Source organism: Desulfoluna sp., from assembly GCF_030145185.1.
GTDB lineage: Bacteria > Desulfobacterota > Desulfobacteria > Desulfobacterales > Desulfolunaceae > Desulfoluna.
Genome location: NZ_JAQYWB010000023.1, coordinates 1 through 20,376, shown reverse-complemented (window position 1 = coordinate 20,376; position 20,376 = coordinate 1). Strand labels below are relative to the sequence as shown.

At 53.5% G+C, this 20,376-nt stretch carries 16 protein-coding genes; 14 read left to right on the top strand and 2 right to left on the bottom strand.

The window, feature by feature from the left end; translation table 11 throughout:
• Window positions 1–5: 5 nt before the first annotated feature.
• Complete coding sequence (locus Q1Q75_RS09320; RefSeq protein WP_300669697.1) at window positions 6–2,171, bottom strand: acetate--CoA ligase family protein; 2,166 nt, start codon at window positions 2,169–2,171, stop codon at window positions 6–8.
• A 2-nt stretch (window positions 2,172–2,173) separates the two neighbouring features.
• Entirely contained in the window at window positions 2,174–2,983 is an 810-nt protein-coding gene (locus Q1Q75_RS09315; protein WP_300669695.1) for an enoyl-CoA hydratase/isomerase family protein, read from the bottom strand.
• Window positions 2,984–3,322: 339 nt separating this feature from the next.
• Here Q1Q75_RS09315 and Q1Q75_RS09310 point away from each other — a divergent pair, with 339 nt between their 5' ends.
• The 14 genes from Q1Q75_RS09310 (at window position 3,323) to Q1Q75_RS09245 (ending at window position 20,150) form a co-directional block, all read left to right on the top strand.
• Window positions 3,323–3,733 (top strand): hypothetical protein, encoded by a 411-nt coding sequence (locus Q1Q75_RS09310; RefSeq protein WP_300669693.1) that lies wholly within the window; start codon window positions 3,323–3,325, stop codon window positions 3,731–3,733.
• A 389-nt stretch (window positions 3,734–4,122) separates the two neighbouring features.
• Window positions 4,123–7,641 carry a transcription-repair coupling factor gene (gene mfd, locus Q1Q75_RS09305; protein ID WP_300669692.1) on the top strand — a complete coding sequence of 1,173 codons (3,519 nt, stop codon included), beginning with the start codon at window positions 4,123–4,125 and terminating at the stop codon, window positions 7,639–7,641.
• Window positions 7,619–8,281: a hypothetical protein gene (locus tag Q1Q75_RS09300; RefSeq protein WP_300669691.1), complete on the top strand. Its 663-nt coding sequence runs from the start codon at window positions 7,619–7,621 to the stop codon at window positions 8,279–8,281. Before mfd ends, Q1Q75_RS09300 begins: the two co-directional genes overlap by 23 nt.
• A 117-nt stretch (window positions 8,282–8,398) precedes the next feature.
• On the top strand, window positions 8,399–9,079 hold the full coding sequence (locus Q1Q75_RS09295) for a SurA N-terminal domain-containing protein (protein WP_300669690.1): 681 nt from the start codon (window positions 8,399–8,401) through the stop codon (window positions 9,077–9,079).
• Between the two features lie 39 nt (window positions 9,080–9,118).
• Window positions 9,119–9,508, top strand: coding sequence for a helix-turn-helix domain-containing protein (locus tag Q1Q75_RS09290; protein ID WP_300669689.1), 390 nt, complete (start codon window positions 9,119–9,121; stop codon window positions 9,506–9,508).
• Window positions 9,495–9,836 (top strand): hypothetical protein, encoded by a 342-nt coding sequence (locus Q1Q75_RS09285; protein WP_300669688.1) that lies wholly within the window; start codon window positions 9,495–9,497, stop codon window positions 9,834–9,836. The genes Q1Q75_RS09290 and Q1Q75_RS09285 overlap by 14 nt, the downstream gene beginning before the upstream one ends.
• A gap of 289 nt (window positions 9,837–10,125) precedes the next feature.
• Window positions 10,126–11,490 (top strand): magnesium transporter, encoded by a 1,365-nt coding sequence (mgtE, locus tag Q1Q75_RS09280; protein ID WP_300669687.1) that lies wholly within the window; start codon window positions 10,126–10,128, stop codon window positions 11,488–11,490.
• Between the two features lie 6 nt (window positions 11,491–11,496).
• The gene (gene recO / locus Q1Q75_RS09275; protein WP_300669684.1) at window positions 11,497–12,276 is read left to right on the top strand and encodes a DNA repair protein RecO; all 780 of its coding nucleotides are present in this window, start codon (window positions 11,497–11,499) and stop codon (window positions 12,274–12,276) included.
• Window positions 12,277–12,289: 13 nt separating this feature from the next.
• Window positions 12,290–13,369, top strand: a complete 1,080-nt coding sequence (locus Q1Q75_RS09270) for a galactokinase (protein WP_300669682.1) — start codon at window positions 12,290–12,292, stop codon at window positions 13,367–13,369.
• Between the two features lie 335 nt (window positions 13,370–13,704).
• The gene (gene glyQ, locus Q1Q75_RS09265) at window positions 13,705–14,574 is read left to right on the top strand and encodes a glycine--tRNA ligase subunit alpha (protein WP_300669680.1); all 870 of its coding nucleotides are present in this window, start codon (window positions 13,705–13,707) and stop codon (window positions 14,572–14,574) included.
• Between the two features lie 101 nt (window positions 14,575–14,675).
• The gene (glyS, locus tag Q1Q75_RS09260) at window positions 14,676–16,754 is read left to right on the top strand and encodes a glycine--tRNA ligase subunit beta (protein ID WP_300669678.1); all 2,079 of its coding nucleotides are present in this window, start codon (window positions 14,676–14,678) and stop codon (window positions 16,752–16,754) included.
• A 158-nt stretch (window positions 16,755–16,912) separates the two neighbouring features.
• Window positions 16,913–17,173 carry a hypothetical protein gene (locus tag Q1Q75_RS09255; protein ID WP_300669676.1) on the top strand — a complete coding sequence of 87 codons (261 nt, stop codon included), beginning with the start codon at window positions 16,913–16,915 and terminating at the stop codon, window positions 17,171–17,173.
• Between the two features lie 358 nt (window positions 17,174–17,531).
• The gene (locus Q1Q75_RS09250; RefSeq protein ID WP_300669675.1) at window positions 17,532–18,257 is read left to right on the top strand and encodes a nucleoside phosphorylase; all 726 of its coding nucleotides are present in this window, start codon (window positions 17,532–17,534) and stop codon (window positions 18,255–18,257) included.
• A gap of 51 nt (window positions 18,258–18,308) precedes the next feature.
• Window positions 18,309–20,150 carry a BRCT domain-containing protein gene (locus tag Q1Q75_RS09245; protein WP_300669673.1) on the top strand — a complete coding sequence of 614 codons (1,842 nt, stop codon included), beginning with the start codon at window positions 18,309–18,311 and terminating at the stop codon, window positions 20,148–20,150.
• Window positions 20,151–20,376: the final 226 nt, after the last annotated feature.

Below are 20,376 nucleotides of genomic sequence, written 5' to 3'. Positions count from 1 at the left end.
GGACATTAATCCACTGGGTTTGTTTCACTCGGTATTTTTTTTAAAATGATTCGAGCATCGGCGATATCAATCCCATGATCGTGGACAATCACTGGATTTAAATCCATCTCTTCGATGTCCGGATAGGATTCAATGATTTCAGAGACGGTCAGCAAAAGCTCACTGAGCGCCTGCTTGTCCAGGGCAGGAGACCCTCGAAAGCCATTTAATATGGGAGCCGATTTGATCTCATCAATCATGCGTGTGGCAGCGGTTCGAGAGAGAGGCAGGACCCGGAAGGAGACATCGCGTACCACCTCCACAAGGATCCCACCAATGCCGAACATCACCACAGGACCAAATTGACGGTCAATTTTTGTTCCGATGATCACCTCGACGCCCTTTTTCTTCATGCTGGACACCAGACAGCCTTTGATGACCGCACCGGGTTTGTATTCCCGGGCGTTGTCGATGATGCGGTGAAAGGCGTTTTTAATTTGGTCCTCGTTTTCCAGATTGAGTCGCACCCCGCCTGCATCACTTTTATGAAGGATATCCGGCGAAACAATTTTGAGCACAGCGGATCCCTCGAATTCACGGGCCAGGCGGACGGCATCATCGGCTGTTTTGGCTAATTGATCATGGGTTGCCGGGGCACCATGACAGCGCAGGAGCTCTTTGGCTTCGTGCTCAAAGAGGTAACGACGGCTCTCTTTCCGTGCATTCTCCATAATCCGGAGGGCCTTTTTTTTGGCCTTGGCGCCCCAGTTAAAGTGAAAATTTGTTTTGTATTTGTACGCAGAAATGTATTGCCCATAGCGGGAAAGCGCCCCGATGCACCGGGTGGCGATGTCCAGAGACTCGTAGACCGGGATCCCGTAATAACGCAGAAGCTCAAGGGAGTGTGGCTTGACCGAGTTATACAGGCTCTGCAAGACGATGGGTTTTCCCGTTTTTTGAACCAGCTTGCCCATCTGGTGAGCCGCATCTTCCTCAATAAACCTGAGTTTTTCGGCGAACCGAATGGCGTAGCCCCCAAAGAGCCCGGCAATGAGAAGACCACCGACGTTGGAGTCGCTTAAAATGATTCTGGCACATTGAGCAAATATTTCAGGGTTGGAATCGGTCCCCCCGGCAACATCCACGGGGTTGGTGACCGAGGCATTGTGGGGAAGTATGTCTCGCAGTTTGGCCTGGGTCCGGTCGGACAAAGGGGGGATCTCCACGCCTAAATCGGTGAGAAGGTCCGATGCGATGGTGGCATGCCCGCCTCCGTCCGCCAGGATCGCCACCTTTTTGTTTCGTATGGGGGGAAGGCTGGAGAGGGTTTCCGCAACAGGAAAGAGCTGATCAGGGTGCTCAATGTAGATAATCCCCGCACGTTCAAAAGAGGTTCGGGCCACTTCGGAGATTCCTGCCAAGGCGCCGGTGTGAGATCCCGCAGACTTTTGTCCCGTAGAGGACCGGCCGCTTTTCAGAAGAATAATCGGTTTTTCACGGGAGGTTTTGTACACCTGCTGGAGGAAGGTTCGACCATCCCTTAAGCCCTCCACATAGATGAGAATGGCTTTCGTCTTTTCATCATTTCGAAAAAATTCCAGATATTCGTCAAAATGGATATCGGATTCGTTCCCCACGCCGATGTAATAGGAAAATCCTTTGTGGCTGCGAAGCCTGGCCTCGGTGATCAGGTGGAGTGCGATGTTACCGCTTTGGGTGAGCAGGGCAATGTCCCCTTTGGGAACATCTGAGAGGCCCACAAGGTTCAATCCCGTCCACATGTTGATAATCCCGGAGGTGTTGGGTCCTACCAGGCGGACTCCATGGGTACGGGCGGTTTTAAGGATCTCCATCTCCAGGCGTTTGCCCTGTCCACCCATTTCACCAAAGCCACCGGCGATAATCACAGCCCCGGCAATCCCTTTACGTCCACAGTCGGCCAGAAGCGTGGGGATCGTTTCCGCCGGTGTGGTGATCAGAGCCAGATCCACCGATTCTTTAATCTCTTCGACATTGGCGTAGCATCGAAGCCCCAGAATTCGTCTTTCTCGGGGGTTTACGGGAAAGATGTTTCCTTCAAAACCACTTTTTTTCAGGGTGGCGACGGCCTGATACCCCCGTTTGGTTTCGTCCCGTGAGGCCCCGATGATGGCCACGGAGTCGGCGTTGAGTATGCGGCGAAGAGCTTCCATGCTTAGATTCCTTTGAACGTGGGTTGGCGTTTTTCCTTAAAAGCATCAATGCCCTCCTGCCAATCTTGGGTTTTCATGCAGGAAAGAATGGCTTCGCTCTCTTCTCGATAGGCATCCGTCAGGGAACGCTGTGGCGCATTTTCCATGAGGCTTTTGGCAAAAGCAATAGAGAGAGGGGCTTTGTGCGTCATGCGGGAAGCGAAGCCCAGGGCTTCCTCCAGAAGACGGGGACCCGGTACACTGAAGAGGGCAAGGCCTGCCACAACAGAGTCCGGTCCATTGAGGCTTCGGCCCGTATAAATCAGTTCCCGTGCGCGCATCAGGCCTACGGTGCGCTCCAAGTGGCGGGTGACGCCTCCCCCCACCATGGTACCCAGCCCTGTTTCGGGAAAGGCCAGCGTGGCGGTGTCGGCCATCAGTACAAAATCGCAGTTCATTGCCAGTTCGGTCCCGGCACCCCGGGCCGGGCCATTTACGGCGGCAATGACCGGGAGGGGAAGGGTGCGAAGTTTCTGGCAGGTGGCGTGGGCCAGCTCAATATAGGCTCTTTTCTCCTGCGGACTGCGTTCTGCGCTGGCGTGGTGTTTAAGATCCGCGCCGGCACAGAAGGCCTCTTTTATTTCGCCGTGACGAACCCGGGGTGAGCCGGTTAAAATGAGTACCCGTATCCGGGGATCCGACACGACAGTCTTCAGGATGAACGTTAACTCTTCATACATGGTTTCAATCACAGCGTTCATTCGATGGGGGCGATTGAGGCGTATGATGCCCGTTTGATCCTGTTGTTCAAAGAGCACGGTGGCGTGGGTCATCGATAGGCTCCTGACCGGTTTTTGTTGCCTCCCACCACGGAGGCGGAAGGAGAGCAAAATTCGTATGGAAAGTGTATTTACTCAATAAAATAGTATTTTAACAAACCCCTGAGGCGCGGGTCAAACAGAACCTGAGTGTTTTTTATATCCACCTATATCTTTTTTTGTTAAGTTTAGTTTTAGTCAGGTGATTTAAAAATTGCTTATTAACTTAATTTTAAGTGATCTTTGCGGTAACGTCATGGGCCTTGTTTGATTTTGGTGAACCCGGTGTCTTCTTTGGTTCCGGGTTGTGGGGGGCGGATATCCGGAGCGGTCCTTTTTAAAACGGGTGGTATAATGACATTAAAAAGAATGGGGATGGTCATGCTCTGTTTTCTCTGCATGGCCTGCTCGTCGAAAGAATACAGTTATCCCCTGCATTTCGAGACCCTGTTAAATGATCATTCAATTCTGGTTTTTGATATGACGATCATGATGAATGACGAAGAGGGCATCAAGGAACTCAAGAAGAAAATTGCTCAGGTTGAATATGGGTTACGGATTGTTTTAACCCAAAGGAATCCCACGCAGGTCAATGTTCCCAAACGAATCAAGAGTGTAATGCGAAAAATATGTAAATCCCAAATGACAAGCCGGGTGAAGAGCTTGGATGTCACAAGTATGACACTCAGGCGGTATGTCGGCGCTTCCAAGTATGTGGATGAAACGCCAAAAGGCATCAGCAGGAAAGGGTTGACCGGTCAGTAGTCGGGAGGTCTGGATTAAACGGGCGCTTTTGCGTCTTCGAATTTTCAAAGCAGGCATGTTGACTTCATGCCTGCTTTTTTTATGATTCCCGGGCGTCCAATGCCTTCGCAATGCCTTCCCAATAAAATCCCTCTTTTTTTAAACAGTGTGTTTCCGGTGAAAGGGCGGAGCGTATTCTGGTCCGTTCATTTCTCGCAAAGAAGGGGAAGGGGTCTTGCAAAATGGGTGTTGTTGTCTCAGGGCATTTCCTGTAGTCTCTGGAGCACGCATCCTGCCGGACGCCTCAGGGAACCGGCATCCGATGCCCACCCTGAGGTGGGGCGCTTTGATGTTCCTTTGCGGCCATCATGCGCTTCAGTCTACGAACCTAACGTCTCCGTGCAGTGAATATGGCTCAAAATCAAGTAGAAAACATCCTGCGCCCGTTTTTGGAAGAACCTCCCAAGAAGGGCTCCTTATCTGCTATCACCGGGTTGGCTGGGGCGGAAAAAGCCCTGGTTACAGCTGAGATATCCCGTTTTTACCCAGGGCCTCTGGTGGTGGTGCTTCCCACCCTGAAGGCGGTGGACACATTCCAGGGGGATCTCGCTCTCTTTGAAGGCGGTTCCCCTGATGAGGTGGCGGCCCTTTTTCCCCCTTATAACATCCTGCCTTATAAATCGGTCTCGTACCATGCCGAAACATCCGCGCAAAGGATTCGTACCCTTTATGCCATGCTGGAAGGGCGGATGCCGAAGATTGTGGTTACCACCGTGGACACCCTGATGCAGCGCCTCATTCCCAAGGAGGAGATGAACGCTTATGCGGATCTTCTCATGGTCAATGAAGAGGTGAATCGTCAGGAGCTCATCGCCACTCTTGTGGCGGGCGGGTATGTTCGCACTTCCATTGTGGAGGACCCGGGTGATTTCTCCGTTCGTGGAGGGATTATCGATTTTTTCTCGCCCTACCATGATGATCCGGTCCGGGTTGAATTTTTTGGTGACATGGTCGACTCTATTCGCCTTTTTTCTGCATCCAATCAACGAAAAAAGGGATCCCTTTCTGAAGCCGTTATCCTTCCAGCCCGGGAAACAATCCTGAGGCGGGAAGACCTGGAAGGGGTGGTGGGTCGGATCCGAAGAGCTGCCGCAGATGCGGGCGTACCCCTTGAAGAGGTCAAGGATCTCGTGGGCAGGATCAAGGCGGAAGAGGGCGAATCCTGTGTGGAGAGCCTCCTGTCCCTGGTGTATCCCAAGCTGGATACCTTCATGGATTATCTTCCCTCGAATGCACTGATGGTCATTCCGGACTATGACGGGGTACGCAGGAGCCGTGATATTTTCCTCCAACGGATCGCAAGTAATTACGATCTGGCCCGAAAGAGCAATCGCCTGACGGTGAAACCGGAACAACTTTTTCTGAGCCAGGAAGAGCTGACGTCCCACCTGGCGAGGTGCCGGGTCCTTGAATATGCCATGGTGCCTGCCACGGCCCCCCCCGAAAAGGGGCGGACCCTGGCCCTGACCGTTTCCGATCACAGCGCTTTAACCGCAGAGCTCAAAACCCGTCCCACCCAAGAGGAGTCCCCCCTGAAGCCTCTGGTGGATCGGCTCGACACCCTTCGGCAGGAAGGGCACCTTACCTGGATACTCTGCAGCCGAGAGCCCCAGGTGGAAAGGCTTCTGGAGTTGCTGAAGCCCTATGGTATCGAGCCGACGGTCGAGGCCTTCAACCGAGAGGCCACGGCCCGGGGTGGGGCGCTTCGAATTGCCATGGGCAGCTTGTCCTCCGGCTTTTTATGGGCCGATGCCGGACTGGCCGTCATTACCGAAGATGAAATTTTTGGCGCCAAGCGTCGTGTGGTGCGGAGCTCCAACAGGCGCGCCCGCGATGAACTGCTCTCCCTTGGAGAATTGAAAGAGGGAGACCTCGTGGTTCACGATGAGCATGGGATCGGTCGCTACGTCGGGCTGACGAAGATCGTGGTGGGGCGCATCACCAGTGATTATCTTGCCATCGTCTACAAAGACGAAGACCGCTTCTATCTGCCCGTGGACCGCATGGGCCAGATTCAAAAGTATGTCGGTGTTGAGGGTCATAAACCGCTTTTGGATCGCATGGGCGGTAAATCCTGGGAGAGGGTAAAGGCCAAGGCCAAAAAAGATGTGGAGAAGATGGCCGGGGCGCTTCTCAAGCTCTACGCCGAGCGTAAGGTCAAAAAAGGATTTCAGTTTTCCCCTGCGGATGCCTATTTTAATGAATTCCAAGCCTCTTTTCCGTATGAAGAGACCCGTGATCAACTGAGAGCCATTGACGATGTTCTGGAGGACATGGAAAAAGAGTCCTCCATGGATCGTTTGGTGTGCGGAGATGTCGGCTACGGCAAGACGGAAGTGGCCATGCGCGCCGCGTTTAAATCTGTGTCGGATGGAAAACAGGTGGCGGTGCTGGTGCCCACCACGGTGCTTGCTGAACAGCATCTGAAGACCTTTCGAGAGCGATTTGATCGTTACCCGGTCATCGTGGAGAGCTTGAGCCGCTTTCGTAAAGCGTCTGAGCAGCGTCGTATTGTCGAAGCCCTTGGGGAAGGCCGGGTAGACATTGTCATTGGAACCCACCGTCTCTTTTCTTCGGATATCATTTTCCAGGATCTCGGCCTGCTTATCATCGATGAAGAGCAGCGGTTCGGGGTTCGGCACAAGGAAAAACTAAAAGGCCTCAAGAGCACGGTGGATGTCCTGGCCCTGTCGGCCACCCCCATCCCGAGGACATTGCACATGTCCCTTGCCGGGATGCGGGATATCAGCGTGATTTCTACCCCTCCCGAAGAGCGGCAGGCAATCATCAGTTATATCTCTGAATATGACGATGCCATTGTGGGAGAAGCGATCACCCGAGAGTTGGGTCGCAGCGGGCAGGTCTTTTTTGTCCACAACAACGTCGCCTCTATCGAGCGAATGGCCGATCGCATTCGTGAGCTGGTGCCCACCGCCCGTGTGGGCGTCGCCCATGGACAGCAGAACGAACGGGACCTCGAAAAGGTCATGTTTGCCTTTGTGGAGAGGCAAATTGATGTGCTGGTGACCACCACCATTATCGAATCGGGTCTGGACATCCCTTCCGCCAACACGATGATCGTGAACCGTGCGGACCGATTTGGCCTCTCTCAGCTTTATCAGTTGCGGGGGCGCATCGGGCGGAGCGACGAACAGGCCTTTGCGTATCTTTTTGTTCCAGAGGAGGCTCGCCTCAGTCGGGATGCGGCGCGCCGCATGAAGGTGCTCATGGAGCACACCGACCTGGGGTCCGGATTTCAGATCGCCATGAGCGACCTTCAGATACGCGGCGGCGGGGCGGCGCTGGGGGCTTCTCAATCAGGTCATATCGCCGCTGTGGGGTACGATATGTTTCTTACCCTCATGGACGAGGCCATTTCCGAATTAAAAGGCCAGCCCAAAATTCACACCCTGGAGCCGGAGATTAATGTCAACTTTTCTACCTATTTGCCCGAAGATTATATCCCGGACATTGAACAGCGGCTGGTGCTCTATCGCCGTCTTGCCCGTCTGCGAGATCTCAAGGAAATTGCCGATATCAAACGGGAAATCATTGACCGATATGGAAAGATGCCCGAAGAGGCCGTCAACGTCCTTCTCAAAATCATGTTGAGGATTCAGGCGGTAAGGGCCGGTGTGAAAAAACTGGAGTTGTCAGGGACCCAGCTCTCCCTTTCATTCTCCGATCTGCACCAGAAGGTCCCCCATGCCATTGTCGAGGTGACGGCAAGGGGAGAGGGGCGTTACGAGTTGACACCGGATTTGTTGTTTCGAGCCGCTCTGACCAAGGGGAGCAACAGCAGTCTCCTGACGCAGTGTAAGAACATTCTTAAAGAGGTGGGGGCCTATGTTAATCCAGCGGATGCTTAAAAAGGGACTGTTGCCCTTCCTCCTTCTTCTGTTTCTGGCCGGTTGCATGGGAGGCGAAAAAGAGACGTCTGCGACATGGCTTCTCTCCTGCAAGGGGCGGTGGGTCACGGTCGGGGATTATCAGGATGCTCTGAAGCTGGCGCTGCAAGGGTACCCATACGAAGGCCTCTCCAGGACGGATGAGGTGGTTGCCATCAGGGAAGGGGTCCTTCATCAACTCCAGGAAGAACTTTTAATCTTGTGTCTTGCCGACGAAAAAGGGATCCTTCTTGGGGAGGCCGAATTGGACAAGGCCGTTCAAAATGCCCGGAAGGGGTATCCCGAAGGTGGGTTTGAAAAGGAGCTGATGAGTCGGGGGATCTCTCTTGCCATGTGGAAGCGACGCCTTGCCAAACGCCTGTGGGTGGAAAAGACCCTTGCCACTGAATTTGTACTGGAACGTCCTTTGACATATAAGGACTTTCAGGCTGCCTCCGGCGAAAGAACCCAGGGGCTGAGCGAGCAGGCGCTGATCCATCGGGTCAAGCGAAGTCGGATGGAGACAGGCTATCGCAGCTGGCGACAGGAGGTTGAAGGAAAATATTCAATTGATGTTAACGGCAAATTGTGGGAAAAGATCCTTGAAGAAGGCAGGCCGTAGCTTTCCGCGGCGGGGGACGGCCCCTGAACGTGGGGACCATCTACACCGAAACTCCGGGACTTTTTTTGCCTTACAGGCGGTTCGGGAATGCAGTGTATAATCGAAATCGGATGGAATATGATCAAGTTAACGACCGATAAGTTTGGAACATTATTTTTTTGTGCCCTCGTGACTGTGTTTATCTCCCTGGCAGCAGGGACGGTCAGCGCGGAAAAAGCTGAAGTGATTGATCGTATCGTGGCTGTGGTTAACGATGACGTGGTCACTCTTACTGATCTGAATGAAGAGCTGGCGCCTTATGAAGAAAAAATGCGTCAGATGAACTACCCTCTGGAGAAAGAGATGCAGATGCGGTTCAAACTTCGTGAGGACGTGATCAACCAACTTGTGGAGAAAAAGCTCACCGATCAGTTGGTGGTGAGAAAAGATATTCACATCGGGGAGGAAGAAGTAGATCGTGCCATTGAACGGGTGAAATCTCTCAACCAATTTACCGACGAATCGCTGAGATCTCAACTCAAGCAGCAGGGGATGGCGTATGAGGCTTATCGCGCCGAGATCAGGCACCAGCTTTTGAGAAATCGTCTGGTCAGCTATGAAGTCAAATCTAAAATCGTGATTACCGATGAGGATATTCAGGCTTATTATAACGAAAATAAGAAGGACCTCGGGGAAAAGCCCCTTGAGGAGCTTCGTACATCCATTGCCGACCAGCTTTATCAGGACGCCGTGGGAAAGAAATTTGCCCAGTGGCTGAGCGATTTAAAAAAAGATGCACACATCAGGGTTATTCAGTAACACCGCTATTGCGCGGTAACGAGGGAAGGGGTGGGGCTTATGTCTGGCCACAATGAAGAGACGCAGGAACGGCCCCATTTTGGAGAGTACCTTCGAGACATTCGGTTAAAAAAAGGCATCACGATCGAAGCCGTCTGTCACGAGACCAAGCTCTCTCGTTATATGGTTGAGAATATTGAAGCTGGAAATCGCAGCGTGCTGCCTGAAGATGTGCTCCTTAAGAGTTTTCTTCGTTTTGTCGCCGATGCCTGCGGTGCCGACGGCGATACCGTGGTTTCCCTTTATCTCGAAGCGTATCCTCCCAAACAGGAGCGACATAATTTTTACAGCCCTAAAAACCGTCGACGGAATTTTGGCCTGTTGTTTTTATCGTTTTGTCTGATTCTTTTTGTCACAGGTGGTTTCTTTTTTTTTTTTGACACCCTCTGAAAACAAGGGTGCACAACAAAGTGAGCCTCCTTCTGAGGCTCGAATCATTCCCCCCAAAGAGGTCAAAAAGAAAGCACATCCCGATAAGGCGCGGGATATGTTGCTTCTGGAAATATTCTCGGCAGGCAAAGCGCATGTTAAGGTGAGCCATGACGGCAGCCTGCCAAAAACGTATGTAATGAAACAAGACGAACGGGTTTTAATCCGTGCGGTGGAATGTTTTAATATCCTTTTGGAAGATAAGTGCGCCGTCGCACTGTTTTACAACGGTCGACCGGTGTCCATCCCTGGGCAATGCGGTCGACCGGTGAATCTTTGGATTCCCTGACGACATTTAGATTTTGCGGATCCTTCGGGATCCCCTGACAGACATGAGCACGGACGGGCTCATGTCGGACACGTACTGCGTCATTTTCGTGTGACGCCTGATCTTTTAGCCCCGATACGACCAGGACAACCGCGCCGCCGGCGATGTCGGGCTTTGATGCAGAACACAGCAGTCCTGAAGCGAAAATCGTCACCCGTGCCGTGACGCTTCATGAGTGCTGTGTGCTGTCTCTTATCTGGCCCTTCGTTACCCGTCGTTTCGAAGGGCCAGTATTGCGGGGAGGTAAGCCATGAGTGAAGACAGAAGTAAGATCCTTGAAGAGACCATCAAGCGGCTTTTAAGGCGCGGAGCCAGCAGCAATCTTCAAAAAATAGTGAATAAAACCCATGCGGCGGATCTCTCCGTTATCTTCAGGAATTTGTCGGTGAACAGTCAGCGCAGACTCTTCGACATGATCAACGATTATGAGCAGCGGGCGGTGCTCTTAAGCGAACTCAGTGAATACACCGTGACGGAGTTTATCGAGACCATTGAGGTGGATGAGCTCCTGGACGTTTTTGATCACATGCCCGCCGATGACGTGGCGGACCTGATTGCTGATCTTCCCCGGGATAAAGCCGACGCCGTTCTGGAGAAGATGAATACAGAAGAGTCCGAAGAGGTGGAGGACCTTCTCAGTTACGATGACGATACCGCCGGCGGTATTATGGTGCCCGATTTTGTGGCGCTCAGTGAAGAGATTACGGCCAGAGAGGCCATTGAATCTCTCCAAAAAGATTTTCCCGATGTTGAGATGCCCTTTTACCTTTATGTGGTAGACGATCATGAGCGGCTTGTGGGGGTGGTGTCTCTGCGGCAACTAGTGGTCGTCAAACCCGCCACCCCGCTTAAAGAGTTCATGACCACAGATATTTTCTCGGTCAAGACGGACGTGGACCAGGAAGAGGTCGCCCAGATCGTCGCCCGTTACGATATTCTGGCCGTTCCTGTGGTGGACGACAACAACCGCCTCATGGGCATCGTCACCGTCGATGACGTCATCGACATTTTTCGCCAGGAGGCCACAGAGGATATCCTCAAAATGGCCGGTGTGGGCGAAGAGTTTGTGGAAACCCAGTCGGTCATGAGCAGTACCCGCATTCGACTTCCCTGGCTTTTTGCCAGCTGCATCGGGGGCATTCTCGCCTTTTTTATCATTGGTCATTTTGAAGACTCCTTGAAGCAGGTCACCTATCTGGCGGCTTTTCTTCCTGTGATCATGGGGATGGGGGGGAATATCGGCACCCAGTCTTCCACGATTGTGGTTCGTGGTCTGGCCACGGGGCGTCTCGTTTCTGATGACCTGAGGCATGTGGTGTCCAAGGAGCTTTGCATCGGTGTGATTTTAGGCACGATTTATGGGGGGCTCATCGCCGTCGCTGCGCAAATACGTTTCGGCGCGGAACTTAACACGGCCATGCTCTCCGTCTCTGTGGGGCTGGCGGTGCTCTCGTCCATGTCCATCGCGGCTCTGGTGGGTTCTCTGGTCCCCATGATCTTTGGGCGAATCAATATCGACCCGGCGGTTGCCACCGGTCCTTTTGTCACCACCAGCATCGATATTATCAGTGTCTATTGTTATTTTCGGATCGCCACTCACCTTCTGGGGCTCTGATAACCGATGGCACTCGTTGCGCAGGTGATTATCCGGAAGGCGCCGGCCATTCTACTTCGTAAGGTGGAGTATGGGGACCACGATGTGGTCCTCACCTTCCTCACTCCGGACGAGGGGAAGATGAGCGCCTTTGCTAAAAATGCCAAAAAGAGCGTCAAGCGCTTTTCCGGTGTGTTGGAACTCTTCACCCACCTTGAGATCGTCATCAGGCAAGGCAAAGGCCTTCCCTACCTTGATGAGGCCTCCATTTTATCCCCTTATGAATCGATTCGGACCGATTATCTGAAATCAGCCTATGCCGGATACTGGTCCGAAGTAACCATTCAGTGGCTGGAAGAGGGCGTGCCTCAAAAACGTCTTTTCACCCTCTTTGAGTCGTCCCTTGCCGCCCTCCATGACGCCCGGCGATCCCCCGGCACGGTCAGTATTTTGTTTCAGCTTTTGTTTCTTGATATTGCCGGCTTGGCTCCGTCGCTCAGTCGATGTGCCGGTTGTGGGGTGGACATGGAAACCCTGTCTCAAGCCAAGGCTTTCTTTGACCTGGATCGTGGCGGGATGGTCTGCCCACAGTGTCGGGGAGAAGCCCGTCACCGCATGGCGATCTCCGTCGGGACGCTGAAGCAGCTTCGATGGGTGCTGAACGAAGGGCTGGAGGGCGCCTTCCGGGTGCGATTCAGCCCGGCTGCGGAACGGGAGGGGCTGTCCCTTATGGAACGCTTTTTGCCAATGCATCTCGGACGTGAACCGAAGAGTCTCTCGTTTCTGTCAAAAATCCGATCATTTTAAGGACGATCACCTCATGCCTCACCCTATCGGAAGACCCATCACCACCCCCACCATCAGCTCCGCCCCGTGTCGTGTGGATATGGGGGGAACTCTGGATCTGGCCACCTTTTATCTCCCTTTGCAGCATCTCAACCCGGCAACCTTTAACCTGGCTCTGGATCTTCGCACCCGTGTTCGCATTTCTCCCTACAAAAAAGGGTGGGTGCGCGTGGACTCCCGTGGTTTTGAGTCGGCCGAATTTCCTGCCCGTGAGCTTCCTTTTGCCCATCCCATGGGGTTGATGTTTGGTATTGCCGCTTTTTTTGATGTGTCCGGGGTAAAGATCGAGATCGATTCGGCCTCCCCGCCGCGCAGTGCCCTTGGGGGGTCCTCCGTCGCTGCGGTGGCCCTTTGTGCGGCTTTTCTCTCGGCTCTGGAGGGGGTGGAAAACGGCGAGGCGTTACAAACGCGTGCGGCCCGGATCGCTCAGTCCGTGGAGAGCGCCGTGGCAGGCGTGGTTTGCGGCATCCAGGACCAGATGGCCGCCGCTTTCGGCGGGGTCTCTCTCTGGCATTGGGATGGGGAAGGGCAGCATCGACACGCCTCGGTGTTTCATGGGGAAGAGGTGGATCTGGCTCCTCATATCGCGGTGGCCTATTGCGGCATCCCCCATGATTCCCTGAACGTCAACAGTCGGTGGGTCAAAGGATTTTTAAGCGGGAGCTGCAGGCAGGAGTGGCACCAGATTATTCAACTGACCCATGACTTTGCCGAATCCCTGGGACGTCAGGACTGGCAAGGGGCTGCCGAACTGATGAATCAGGAAACCCGCATCCGGGTCGCCATGACCCCGGATGTGCTGGATGAAACCGGGACTCGATTGGGAAAAATCGCCGAAGAGCACGGCTGCGGCGCACGATTTACCGGGGCTGGCGGAGGCGGATGCCTCTGGATGGTGGGGGAGGCGGATGCCATGGTGTCTGCACGAAACGCCTGGAAAACGAGCCTTGAAGAGACCCCGGGCGCTCGCTTGCTTCCCTCTGGCGTGGCCTGGTCAGGGGTGGTGATCGAGCCATCGGACAAAATCTATGAAGGAGAGGGCCTTTTTCAATGATCGGACAATGACAGGTTGCGTCATTCACCCCCTTGGAATTATACGGGATCGGTGTCCTGCGCCTTTTGATTGACTATCGCCATTTTATCATGTAGTTTTCTTGAGTTAAAATAAGATGGTCATGTAATAAAGGGAGGCAGCCCCTTCTCTCTTTGTACCGTGTGTTGTGATAATGAACTATTCTCAATATATAGAATACCGCGAAGCGGTACCCTGTCTTTGTGACGGGCCATCAAATCATGTGAACCTTTACGACCGTGAAAGGGGCCGGGTATGAGTCCATACCCCCTTGTGAAGCGTCTTTCCAGGCACCGTGTTATTTGAGGAATCAAAAGATGAACTTTCAGGATGTGATTTTGTCGTTGCAGAAATACTGGGCGGGCACCGGGTGTGTGTTGAGCCAGCCCTATGACCTTGAAGTGGGGGCCGGAACCTTTCATCCGGCGACCTTACTGAGGTGCCTCGGGCCTGAGCCCTGGAAAGTGGCCTATGCTCAGGCCTCTCGTCGTCCAACCGACGGTCGTTACGGCGACAACCCCATGCGTCTGCAGCACTATTACCAGTTTCAAGTGCTCATGAAACCTTCACCCGCCAACGTCCAGGAGCTTTATCTTGAGAGCCTTAAGGTGCTCGGAATCGATCCCCTGGAACACGATATCCGTTTTGTGGAGGATGACTGGGAATCCCCGACCCTTGGGGCCTCCGGTCTTGGCTGGGAGGTTTGGCTGGACGGCATGGAGGTGACACAGTTCACCTATTTCCAGATGGCCGGCAGTATAGAGGTCAAGCCCGTCTCCGTGGAGTTGACCTACGGCCTTGAGCGAATCTGTATGTACCTGCAGGGTGTAGACAGCGTCTACGATCTGAAGTGGAATGATACCCTGACTTACGGGGATATTTTTCACCAGCAGGAGGTGGAGCAGTCCACCTACAACTTCGAAATTGCCGATGTGGACATGCTCCTTGATCTGTTCAAGAAGTATGAAAATGAGGCCCAACGCATCATCGCAGAGGGTATCGTTATTCCCGCGTATGAATGCTGCATCAAATGCTCGCACCTCTTTAACCTCCTCGACGCACGGGGGGCTATCAGCGTCACCGAGAGAACCGGGTATATCGGAAGAATACGCAGCCTGGCGCGGCTTTGTGCCCATGGTTACATCGAACAGCGAGAGCGACTCGGCTTCCCCATGCTGAAAAAATAGCAGGGATGATTCCCCCTTTGCGGGCAAAATGAGCGCTGATGTTGCCCGTACACATGAAAGATTCCGCTGCGTGATTTTAGCAGCTGACACACAGGTGAGATATGAAGACCTTACTTTTCGAAATCGGAACGGAAGAGATCCCCGCAGGGTATATACGGCCTGCCCTCGACTTTTTAGCCAGAACTGTCGCCGCAAGACTTAAAGAGAACCGCATTGATGCCGGGGACATCACCACGTATGGCACCCCGCGTCGCCTCACCGTGATGGTAAAAAATGTAGCTCTCAGCCAGAAGGCTGAGACAACTGAAGTCACCGGTCCCCCGGAGTCTGTGGGTTATGATGCCGACGGCACCCCGAAGATGCCTGCCATCAAATTTGCTGAAAAGGTAGGGATTGAGGTTGCACAGATTGAAATCAAAGAGACCAAAAAGGGCCGGTATCTTTGTGCCAGCGTGGCCGAAGAGGTTAAGGCGAGCGCAGAGGTTCTGTCGGACATTCTTCCCGAATTGATCCACAAACTGCCCTTTCCCAAAGCCATGCGCTGGGCCGATCTCTCTGTGACCTTTGCACGTCCCGTTCAGAATATCGTGGCCCTGCTCGGAGAGGCCGTGATCCCCTTCGCCTTCGGCAAGGTGGAAAGCGGTAAGGCCTCCTTCGGCCACCGGTTTATGAACCCCGGTCCCGTTGTGATCGAGGATCCCGATACGTATCTGGAGACCCTTGAAAAGGTCAGCGTCATCGCAGATTTTGCTGCCCGTCGCGTCATGGTCAAGTCCCAGGTGACCGAGGCGGCAAAAGAGGCCGGGGGCTTTCTGCTCCCCGATGAAGAGCTTTTTGATACCGTAACCAACCTCATTGAGTATCCCGTGGTGGTGGCAGGTACCTTTGATGAAGCCTTCCTGGCTGTCCCCGATGAGGTGCTGATCACCTCCATGCGCGAACACCAGAAGTATTTTGCCGTGGTGGATGAGGCCGGTAAACTCAAGAACGCCTTCCTTGTCGTTAACAACACACGGGTGAAAGACCTCTCTCTGGTGCGGCGTGGTCATGAAAAAGTGCTCCGCGCTCGCCTGGCCGATGCCAAGTTCTTCTTCGATCAGGATCTGAAGGAGAGCCCCGATACGTGGGTGGAACGACTCAAAGGCGTCCTTTTTCAGGCGAAACTGGGCACGGTTCACGACAAGGCAGGGCGCATTAAAGGCCTTGCCGAAGCGTTGGCCGAAGCGGCTGGCGTTTCTTCCGATGCCGTAAAAAATACGACCCGAGCGGCCGAACTCTGCAAGGCCGACCTGGTGAGTCACATGGTGGTGGAATTCACCAAACTTCAGGGCGTCATGGGCCGTGTCTATGCCGAGCGGGCCGGAGAAGAGGCGTCTGTTGCTGCAGCCATCCAGGAACACTACAAACCTCTCTATTCCGGAGCTGAGCTTCCCCAGACCAGCGAAGGCGCTCTTCTGGCCCTGGCTGATAAGCTTGACACCCTCTGCGGTTGTTTTGCCGCGGGTCTTATCCCCACAGGGGGAGCCGATCCCTATGCCCTGCGTCGCCAGGCCATCGGAATCGCCCAGATCATGGTGCAGAGGGGATATAGCTTCCCCCTTCGTCCCATCCTTGAAAAAGGGGTCATCGCCTATGCCGAACGCATTGATGTCAATGTAGACGAAACCGTCTCTGCCATCACGGATTTCATTCGGGGCCGTATCGACCATCTCCTCTTTGAGGAGGGGTATGCCAAGGACGTGGTGGCATCCGTCACCACCGTTGGCATTAATGTGGTGCCCGATATCTGGATGCGAGTCAAAGCCCTCTCTGAGCTTAAAGAAAACGCGGATTTTGAAGCGGTGGCCGCGGCCTTCAAGCGAGTGGTCAACATTATCAAAAAAGCGGAGCTCTCCGACGGTCTTTCCGTTGACGCGGCGCTTTTCGAACATGAGAGCGAAAAAGAGCTGGTCAGCGCCTTTACCGCCACCCGCATTGAGGTGGAGGCCGCTCTTAAGAATGGGGGGTACAGCAAGGCCCTCTCCGCAGTGGCCGGTTTGCGTCCCTTTGTGGACCGTTTCTTTGAGGACGTCATGGTCATGGCCGAGGATCAAAAAGTGCGGGCCAACCGTCTGGCTATTTTGTCTGGCATTGCCGGACTCTTTAACGATATTGCGGATTTTTCAAAGCTTTCTGCGTAACCCTGACCGCCACGTAACACGATCGACCGTGGTGTGATGACTAAATGAGGCGTTTTTCGATGACGATTTTTTTTGATCGCATCTAATATAATCACCATTAATTCGGCCTTTTGGTGTGCATCCAAAAGGCCGCTACCCCTGAAAAAATGGAGGAGTCCATGGCTGGATTTGATCCCGAAAAGGATAAGAAACTCAAAGAGTGGCGATGTGAAGACACTGGTCTTCTCGTCTCTATCAACCAGTACGATAAAGGCGAGCCCAAGGTACAGATCGGGCCGCGCATTCTGAAAAAAAAGGATGGCAGTGATCGCGCCCCTGCCAAGGCCGGGCGTCTCTCCATCAGTGACATCAGCTTTATTTATGATATCATCGACGATATTAAGGATGAGCTGGAAAACAACCTCGACCCCATCGGTTAAATCCCAGGTTCTGCAGGCCCGTCGGTTCTTCGACGGGCCTTTTTTATGAAGGCCTCCACGGGTTTGATGTTACATGCGTTTGATACGGCCACACCCCCTGTGGCGTGAGCCGCGTGGGGTGATGATCTCCTGCTATATTGATAAACCATCAAAAAATCAGGGTGTCATGCTCCGATCTATTATATATTGAGTGTATGGCAGGTTTGGAACGGTGGTCGATTGTTCTATGTCGATTTACGGGCACATGACACACAGTCCTGTCGGAGAAAACCGCACCCTTGTCGACGTGGTTTTCTGCCTGTAACGCGACGATACCCGACCTCATACGGATTCATCATTCAACAGTGAGGACTTCAACATGACAACTGGCATTGTAACCCCCCCGTCGGGACCGGATATTCCAGAAAAAGTCGTTCTTGTGGCCACTCAACCGGATTTTTCAGAATTGGTTAAATCCATGGGTGCCCAGGAGGTGAAAGGCGTTCCCATGCCCATGCGATTATTTCAGGCCGGGGACACAGCCATTGCCGGCCCTTTTATGGGGGCTCCCCAGGCGGTCATGCTCCTGGAAAACCTGGTGGCCTGGGGCGGAAAATATTTTTTGATGGCCGGGTGGTGCGGTTCTCTGACGGGCAAACTTGCCATCGGTGAGACCCTTCTTGTCACAGGAGCGTATGTGGATGAGGGCACCTCTCTTCACTATGGCGTTGAAACCACAGGGCATTGCGTCTCACCATCGGTGTCCCAGACGGCCTTTGTTCGGGATATTCTCTCCACGTCAGGAACACCTGTGGTGGAAGGCAAGGCCTGGACCACCGATGCCATCTACCGCGAGACGCCGGAACGTATCAACCGGTTTAAGGACCTCGGAGCTGTGGCTGTGGAGATGGAATCATCGGCATTGTTTACAGCCGCCTGCTACCGGAAAGTAAAATTGGCCGCATTGATGACGGTCTCTGATGATGTCTCTGGGTTAAGCTGGAGCAAAGGCTTCGGCACCCCACGCTTCAAGGAGGGCCGAAAAAGAACCCTGGGCGCTATCTGCCATTTAATCGGTCAGTCAAGCTGGGCTCTTGCATCGTAAATTTTTCTGAAACTCCGGGCTGAACCTGGCCTGAATTGAATAACGGATTCTATGAATGACATTGAACGGCTCGTTGAGGAGCTGACGCAGTTGAATGAGGCTTACCGGCGTGGCGAGCCCCTGGTTTCGGATACGGATTACGATGAGAAGGTTGAGACGCTGCGTGCTCTCAATCCCGCCCACCCCTACTTGAAGGCGGTGGAGCCGGAGACCTTCAATGGCAGGGGAAAGGTGCGTCATCCTGTTCCTATGCTGTCCACCGAAAAAGCATATAAAATCGAAGACCTCGAACGATTTGTTAATCGAGTAGATAAAGCGGCTTCTGAAATCGGTATCGAGTCGGTGACGTATCAGGTGATGGCAAAACTCGATGGGCTGGCCGGACGGGATGACGGGACGGAGTTTGCCACCCGCGGCAACGGCTTTGAAGGCTATGAAATCAGCAACGCCTTTGCCAAAGGGGTGATTCCCCTTGGAGGGCGTGGAAAAGGGCTCGGCGAAATCGTCATGGGCCTTTCTTATTTTAATACCCATTTGAAAGACCACTTCGAACATCCCCGCAACATGGTGGTCGGTATTATCACCTCAGATGTCCTGAATGACCATGCGAAAAAAGCCCTCGAAGATCAGGCGGTTCGTTTTGTCCCCTATGGTGAGCTCAAGAGGTGGACGGGCAGCGGGCCGGAGATGATTGCGTCCATGGACAGCATACGGGCAGAGGTGCTTGAAGGCATCGATTATCCGGTGGATGGCCTGGTGGCAGAGATAACCGATGAGACCTTGAGGGCCCACATGGGCGCCACCAGCCACCACAACCGCTGGCAGATCGCCATTAAAACCCGGGGGGAGAGTGCGGTCACCACCGTGGAAAATGTGATCTGGCAAGTGGGGCGTACCGGCAAGGTGACCCCGGTGATGGAGGTGACCCCGGTGAAAGTCTCGGGTGCCACCATTCGACGCGTCACGGCCCATAACCTGGAACGCCTTCGTTCTGAAAAGGTGGGAATCGGCGCCGAGATCGAGATCATTCGAAGCGGTGAGGTGATCCCCAAACTCGAGAAGGTGCTCACGCCTGCCGAGACGGTTTTGATTCCTGAGGTGTGTCCGGTCTGTGATGCCCCCCTGGAAGAAGACGACAAGTTTTTGCTCTGCGTGAACCCTTTGTGCAGCGCCAAGGCAGAACAGCGCATCATTCACTGGTTTAAAACACTGGGCAGTGCCGACTGGTTCGGGAAAAAGACCGTCCAGAAGCTGGTGGAAAAAGGATACGACTCCCTGGAAAAGATCTACAAACTGAAGGCTATGGAGTTTCAGGCCCTTGGTTTTGGACCGGTCCAATCGGAAAACCTCTACAATGCCCTCGGCATCAGCCGGACAACATCGGTGGAAGACTGGCGCTTCCTGGCGGCTTTTGGCGTGCGAAGCCTGGGCAAAAGCGAGGCCCGCAACCTGTTGGCGATTTTTCCGCTTGCCGACCTCCTGAATCAAACCGGTGATGATATCCTTGCTGCCGAGATTCGGGGCTTCAAGGAGGCCAAGTGCAAAAACATCGGCACTGGCCTGGCCCAGGTACGTGAAACCATTCTTCATATGCTGGCGTTGAGCTTTGTGATTGAACCCACACCCCTGACCTCTGAAATCAACGAGGTGGAAGCGACGTCACCGCTCTCGGGAAAAGGGGTGGTGTTTACGGGCAAGATGATTCGCGGAAGCCGGGAGGAGATGCAGGAGATGGCCCGAAAAATCGGGGCCGTGGTCCAGTCTTCGGTCACCGGCAAAACCGATTATCTTGTGTGCGGGGACAACGTGGGAGCTAAAAAAATTGAAAAAGCTCAGGAAAAAGGGGTGGCCGCCATCGACGAAAATCGTTTTTATGAGCTTGTCGAATCGTAACTATTCAGCTTCAAAAGAAGCCTCCGGCGGCAAGGTGTGCCACCTTGAAAGCAGGTTTTAGTGCAGTATAAACTCTGTACACTGGGTATTGTTGGCAACCTGTAGACATAATGATTGCCAAGTAGAACCTGCGCTCCATGAAAAGCGTGGATTATGCATTATATTAAGAAAATAACGCACAGAGCCAAAATCATGGAGGCAGGTATGGAACCAATTTTATCGTATG

What these genes read in the sequence shown, in the direction of transcription:
- Q1Q75_RS09270 (WP_300669682.1), top strand. Translation starts at nt 12,290, where the DNA reads ATGCCTCACCCTATCGGAAGACCCATCACCACCCCCACCATCAGCTCC.
- glyS (WP_300669678.1), top strand. Translation starts at nt 14,676, where the DNA reads ATGAAGACCTTACTTTTCGAAATCGGAACGGAAGAGATCCCCGCAGGG.
- Q1Q75_RS09255 (WP_300669676.1), top strand. Translation starts at nt 16,913, where the DNA reads ATGGCTGGATTTGATCCCGAAAAGGATAAGAAACTCAAAGAGTGGCGA.
- Q1Q75_RS09295 (WP_300669690.1), top strand. Translation starts at nt 8,399, where the DNA reads ATGATCAAGTTAACGACCGATAAGTTTGGAACATTATTTTTTTGTGCC.
- Q1Q75_RS09320 (WP_300669697.1), bottom strand. Translation starts at nt 2,171, where the DNA reads ATGGAAGCTCTTCGCCGCATACTCAACGCCGACTCCGTGGCCATCATC.
- Q1Q75_RS09290 (WP_300669689.1), top strand. Translation starts at nt 9,119, where the DNA reads ATGTCTGGCCACAATGAAGAGACGCAGGAACGGCCCCATTTTGGAGAG.
- recO (WP_300669684.1), top strand. Translation starts at nt 11,497, where the DNA reads ATGGCACTCGTTGCGCAGGTGATTATCCGGAAGGCGCCGGCCATTCTA.
- Q1Q75_RS09250 (WP_300669675.1), top strand. Translation starts at nt 17,532, where the DNA reads ATGACAACTGGCATTGTAACCCCCCCGTCGGGACCGGATATTCCAGAA.
- mfd (WP_300669692.1), top strand. Translation starts at nt 4,123, where the DNA reads ATGGCTCAAAATCAAGTAGAAAACATCCTGCGCCCGTTTTTGGAAGAA.
- mgtE (WP_300669687.1), top strand. Translation starts at nt 10,126, where the DNA reads ATGAGTGAAGACAGAAGTAAGATCCTTGAAGAGACCATCAAGCGGCTT.
- Q1Q75_RS09300 (WP_300669691.1), top strand. Translation starts at nt 7,619, where the DNA reads ATGTTAATCCAGCGGATGCTTAAAAAGGGACTGTTGCCCTTCCTCCTT.
- Q1Q75_RS09245 (WP_300669673.1), top strand. Translation starts at nt 18,309, where the DNA reads ATGAATGACATTGAACGGCTCGTTGAGGAGCTGACGCAGTTGAATGAG.
- glyQ (WP_300669680.1), top strand. Translation starts at nt 13,705, where the DNA reads ATGAACTTTCAGGATGTGATTTTGTCGTTGCAGAAATACTGGGCGGGC.
- Q1Q75_RS09315 (WP_300669695.1), bottom strand. Translation starts at nt 2,983, where the DNA reads ATGACCCACGCCACCGTGCTCTTTGAACAACAGGATCAAACGGGCATC.
- Q1Q75_RS09310 (WP_300669693.1), top strand. Translation starts at nt 3,323, where the DNA reads ATGACATTAAAAAGAATGGGGATGGTCATGCTCTGTTTTCTCTGCATG.